Origin of the sequence: Finegoldia sp., from assembly GCF_046991905.1 — a bacterium.
Taxonomy (GTDB): domain Bacteria; phylum Bacillota; class Clostridia; order Tissierellales; family Peptoniphilaceae; genus Finegoldia.
On record NZ_JBKWZF010000101.1, the window covers coordinates 1 to 4056 of the forward strand.

General features: G+C 40.4%; 9 protein-coding genes. All 9 read right to left on the minus strand.

Annotated features, from left to right (window positions below):
- The coding region (locus tag ACLUJM_RS13100) for a hypothetical protein (protein WP_412413009.1) at positions 1–186 on the minus strand (186 nt) is incomplete at its 3' end.
- Between the two features lies 1 nt (position 187).
- Positions 188–958, minus strand: a complete 771-nt coding sequence (locus ACLUJM_RS13105; protein WP_242410831.1) for a DnaD domain-containing protein — start codon at positions 956–958, stop codon at positions 188–190.
- A 106-nt stretch (positions 959–1064) separates the two neighbouring features.
- On the minus strand, positions 1065–1205 hold the full coding sequence (locus ACLUJM_RS13110) for a hypothetical protein (RefSeq protein WP_412413010.1): 141 nt from the start codon (positions 1203–1205) through the stop codon (positions 1065–1067).
- A gap of 1 nt (position 1206) precedes the next feature.
- A complete protein-coding gene (locus tag ACLUJM_RS13115; RefSeq protein WP_257349954.1) occupies positions 1207–1584 on the minus strand; it encodes a DUF1064 domain-containing protein in 378 nt (125 codons plus the stop codon).
- Positions 1577–2242, minus strand: a complete 666-nt coding sequence (locus tag ACLUJM_RS13120) for a putative HNHc nuclease (RefSeq protein WP_256292864.1) — start codon at positions 2240–2242, stop codon at positions 1577–1579. Before ACLUJM_RS13120 ends, ACLUJM_RS13115 begins: the two co-directional genes overlap by 8 nt.
- A 3-nt stretch (positions 2243–2245) precedes the next feature.
- Positions 2246–2821, minus strand: a complete 576-nt coding sequence (locus ACLUJM_RS13125) for a hypothetical protein (RefSeq protein WP_216882170.1) — start codon at positions 2819–2821, stop codon at positions 2246–2248.
- A complete protein-coding gene (locus ACLUJM_RS13130; protein WP_412413011.1) occupies positions 2821–3042 on the minus strand; it encodes a hypothetical protein in 222 nt (73 codons plus the stop codon). The genes ACLUJM_RS13125 and ACLUJM_RS13130 overlap by 1 nt, the downstream gene beginning before the upstream one ends.
- Positions 3042–3683 (minus strand): AAA family ATPase, encoded by a 642-nt coding sequence (locus ACLUJM_RS13135; RefSeq protein ID WP_022300264.1) that lies wholly within the window; start codon positions 3681–3683, stop codon positions 3042–3044. The genes ACLUJM_RS13130 and ACLUJM_RS13135 overlap by 1 nt, the downstream gene beginning before the upstream one ends.
- Complete coding sequence (locus ACLUJM_RS13140; RefSeq protein ID WP_412413012.1) at positions 3680–3928, minus strand: hypothetical protein; 249 nt, start codon at positions 3926–3928, stop codon at positions 3680–3682. Before ACLUJM_RS13140 ends, ACLUJM_RS13135 begins: the two co-directional genes overlap by 4 nt.
- Positions 3929–4056 lie beyond the last annotated feature (128 nt).

Consider the following 4056-nt stretch of genomic DNA (forward strand, 5'->3'; position numbering starts at 1 on the left):
ATTTTCAGTCCCTGCTAAAACAAATCTGCACTTCAGTCCTTGCTTAGCCAAATAGTTCACCATTTCTTGTTCACATACGTGTATACCTTCCGCTAAAAACAGATTCACGCATTTTGTTATCTGCGATATATCCATATTGTGCTGCTTGATCAGCTTTCCTGCTTTTAAAAATTCTTTTTGAGTCATTTTATCTCTCTCCTCCCTCATACTGTTCGGGCGTGAATCCTCTCTGTTTCCATTTCAGCAGGATACGGTCTACGTAATCAATGCTCTGTTTGTCATAAGTCAATGCCTCACGTAAGGCGTATCGTATCAGCCGGTCTTCGTGTTCCTCTGCCCACTGGCAGATTGTCTGTATCTCACGTTGAGATAATGGTCTGCCGAATCCCTGCTCATACAAATCAATGAGCGATGAGTTGTATATGTCAGTTTGCTCCTGCACTTTTTCTTCAAGCTGTTTTTCGACATCCGGAAACGGAGATACGCACGCGTTGTTTATATTATTTAAATGTCTTTTATTATCCTCTACTATACTAACCTTACCTATCCTATCCTTACCTAACCTAGGCGTACAAGTTGTATCCAGTATGTATCCATTCTGTATACATGATGGATTTTTGATCGTATATGCCTTATTTTGCTTAAGTTCTAGCATAGATTTTTCGAGCTCGTATGCTGTTGGTTTATACCTATCTTTCTGTATGTAATTATGCATTTTCCAGTGCTTGATAACGCATATTCCTGTATCAAAAAGATAGATAAAATTCTTCATCAGAAGGAGCTTCATATCATCCTCAGAAGCTCCTATCATTCTTTGCACTCTTTTTGGATTTCCCAGAAATCCATCATCATCCGCTTTCATTCCCAAATGGAAATACAATGCTTGTGCTGACAATGACATATCCTGGAATGCGTCGCTGTCTATTATCTGTGACGTAAACATTCTTCTTTCTGCCAATTTACCACCTCAATCTGTTAGCTTTCTGCAATCTACAATTCTGCAAATTCCTTTTCCTTCCGCTCTAATTCAGCTGTTAATATTTCCCGTAACTTTGTATCAATTTCTATCGTCGTATAATTTCTGTATCCAGCGTGCTGTCTGTGCACGCCATTCCAAATATAAAGAGTTTCGTCCCTAGCATTTCTCTTATGCAGCAAATTTCTTCGTCCAGTTCCACTGCCTTGTCCAAAGTTTCTTTATTCATTTTACGTCTCCTTTATCTCAATATTGTATATCTCTGCCATCATGCGCCGTTTCAAGCGGTACACAGGCGTTTTTACTCCTTTGGCATCCTCCACTATCAGCTGACCGTTTCTGTCGTTATACATAAAGTCTGCTATGTATCTGATAGGCATACCGTACTTGCTCTTTGGTATTAGCTCAAACGGTACCTGCAGGCGGAGGTTTATTATCTCCCCTGCCTGCTCCAGTAGCCGTAATTCTAGGTATCTTGATGCCTCGTGTTTTGATGCGAAGGTTATCCCGTCCACCTCTGTTTTAACAGCTCCGTATTTGCTCTTTTTGGGCTTTGTGGGAGGTGTTTGTACAGAGGTATACTTGCGTCCGTCTGGGTAGTTAATCATCATCAAACACCTTTAATTCGCCTTTTTTGATAAAATATTCCATTTTCTTATCAATGATAAAAGGTGATAAGTGATTCTCTTGTATGAATATCTCATTACCTATCGTGTGACATTTTATATGGCATCCCCTGCACAATGGCAAGGCACGTTTTCCAACATGCGATATCTTTTGACGGTTATTCCCAGCACCTATCGCATCAACATGATGTATCTCAGCGTGTTTCCCACATATTACGCATCTTCTTTTTAAAGCCAACGCATATGATTGCTTTTCGTCGAATGTATAATCGTAGTCCGCAATAATCTTCTTTGCGAACGGTATTTCGTTATATATGCAATAGTCAATAATAGCCCGTATTAAGCCGTTTGCGTAGGTCATGCTGCAGGAAGACAGACTTTCCACTTCTATTTCCATTACTGATGCATACTGTTGTTGTAATTCCATTCTTACCCATTCAGAATCGTATCCTGTATAGCGGGCTATTTCTCCGCACAAGGCGAAAATAAAGCGCCTTTGTTTATCTGTTATATGCCGTCTGTCAATGAGCTTTATATCAACTTCCAGTGAATCTCCGCAGTTAAGAAACATTTCATCCGTTTGTTTTAATGCAACGGCATCTATGCAATAGACACCGTTGCGCTTATACAACTTGCTCATACCTTAGAAAGGAAGATCATCATCCCTTATATCCAGATGGCTGGCATATGCCTGCTGTGGTGTAAATCTACCAGAAGGTACGCTTGTCTTTTTCAGTAACTTGTCTTCTGGGATTGTTACGTTGTCAATTTCAGAAATAGCTCTCACATACATACACTTGGTAGCGAATTTCGATTCTCCTTTATCATTCAGATATTCTTCCCTACCGAATACGCCACAGAATTTCTTTCCTTTCAAGCTTCCTTCATCCCAAGACCATATGTATCCAGGGTTAGATTCCAGTATCCGATTGATAAAAGCTTTGAAATATGGATTTGACTGTTCTGTTCCATACCCTTGATAATATGTACCTCTCCACTTGGCATTCGGGTCTTTCTTTCTGTCTACTGCCAGCATTGCATCATAATAGCCTTGTTGCTTATCTTCTGGTGCGAAGTCATATGCTATAACGAGCATCTTGTTTCCGCTTTTTGATACTTCTGTGCGTGCACCAACGATAACGCATATGTGCCCGCCTAACTCAATTTTTTCAAAACTTCCAGCTTCTTCTAATTCATTCCATCCGTTGATTGGTTCCATTATCTTTCTTCCTCCTTGAATTTTATTGGACATTTGCATCCAATCCTATGCATCGGATCCAGCAACCACTCATATGTTAAGCGACATGAATAACGTTTGTAACTCTCTTCATATTTGCAAAACATACAGTAATTGCATTGCACCTTATTTTCTGGAAATCCTATTTCCACATCGACATTACCGATTGTATAATATAGGCATTCACGTCTTTCTTCCGGCATCAGTATTCCTCCAATACTTTGATAACTTCCATAATGTCATTGTCGATCTCATCCTCTTCAAATGCTCCCATAGGTGTTTTTGCTGTGCTGTTCTTGGCATGAGTCTCGAATACATAGCGTCCGCCTGCAGCTTTTGCATTAAGAATGGTTGTGAATTTACTTTCAAGACAGATTTTGTCAATCTTTTTTCCGCTCGTTTTAATGCGAGTGAACATATAGCCGCTGTCATCGCGCTCTGTCTGCGTATGTGCAGTAAAAATGATGTTAAGGTCATCACGCAGCGTAGGAGCGGTGTCCACCATATTCCATATACACTGTGCAAGGTCCATCCACTTGTCGTAGCCTTTTTCTTTGCATCTGCGCATTTCATCGCCCACCATGATGCCATTGATTGTATCAATGACTACATATTTAATTTCTGGACGCTTGTCACTGATTTTGACAAGCATACGCATAATCTTATCTGCATCATCACTTGCCATATAATTCTTGTTTTCCACGTTAAACTCATTACGCCAGCCTTTCCAGCTGAGACCTTTTTTATCACAGTCGACATAAACGGTTTCTTCCGGCGGAAGATTACGCATCGCAGTTGTTTTACCACTTCCGCTCTCTCCCATGATACATATTACTTTGCTCATTGGTTTCCCTCCTTGCTCAAGTGTTTGATATATCCGATCAATGCTTTCAATTTCTGCGCTGCGTTTTCTTCATCTAAATAAACGCAATGATTTTCGTTCGCATCCTTGCGTGTACTCCATTTGTCAAAGTAAATACATACGGATACAATGCCGACGTGTGGACTATAATTCACAAAAACATCGTGCCTTTTACATCCATATGCAACTTGTATGAGTTCGCCCAATAATTTAGCTATTGTTTTCATTTTCTTTCCTTTCTCTCTGCTACTGTTTCCTTTCTTTCTTCCTCCTCAGCTTCCGCCTGCAGGTCTGCCAGCTCCTCTGCAGACGGTGCCCATTCTTCGTCGTAATGTTCTGGATCCATGTGGTTATC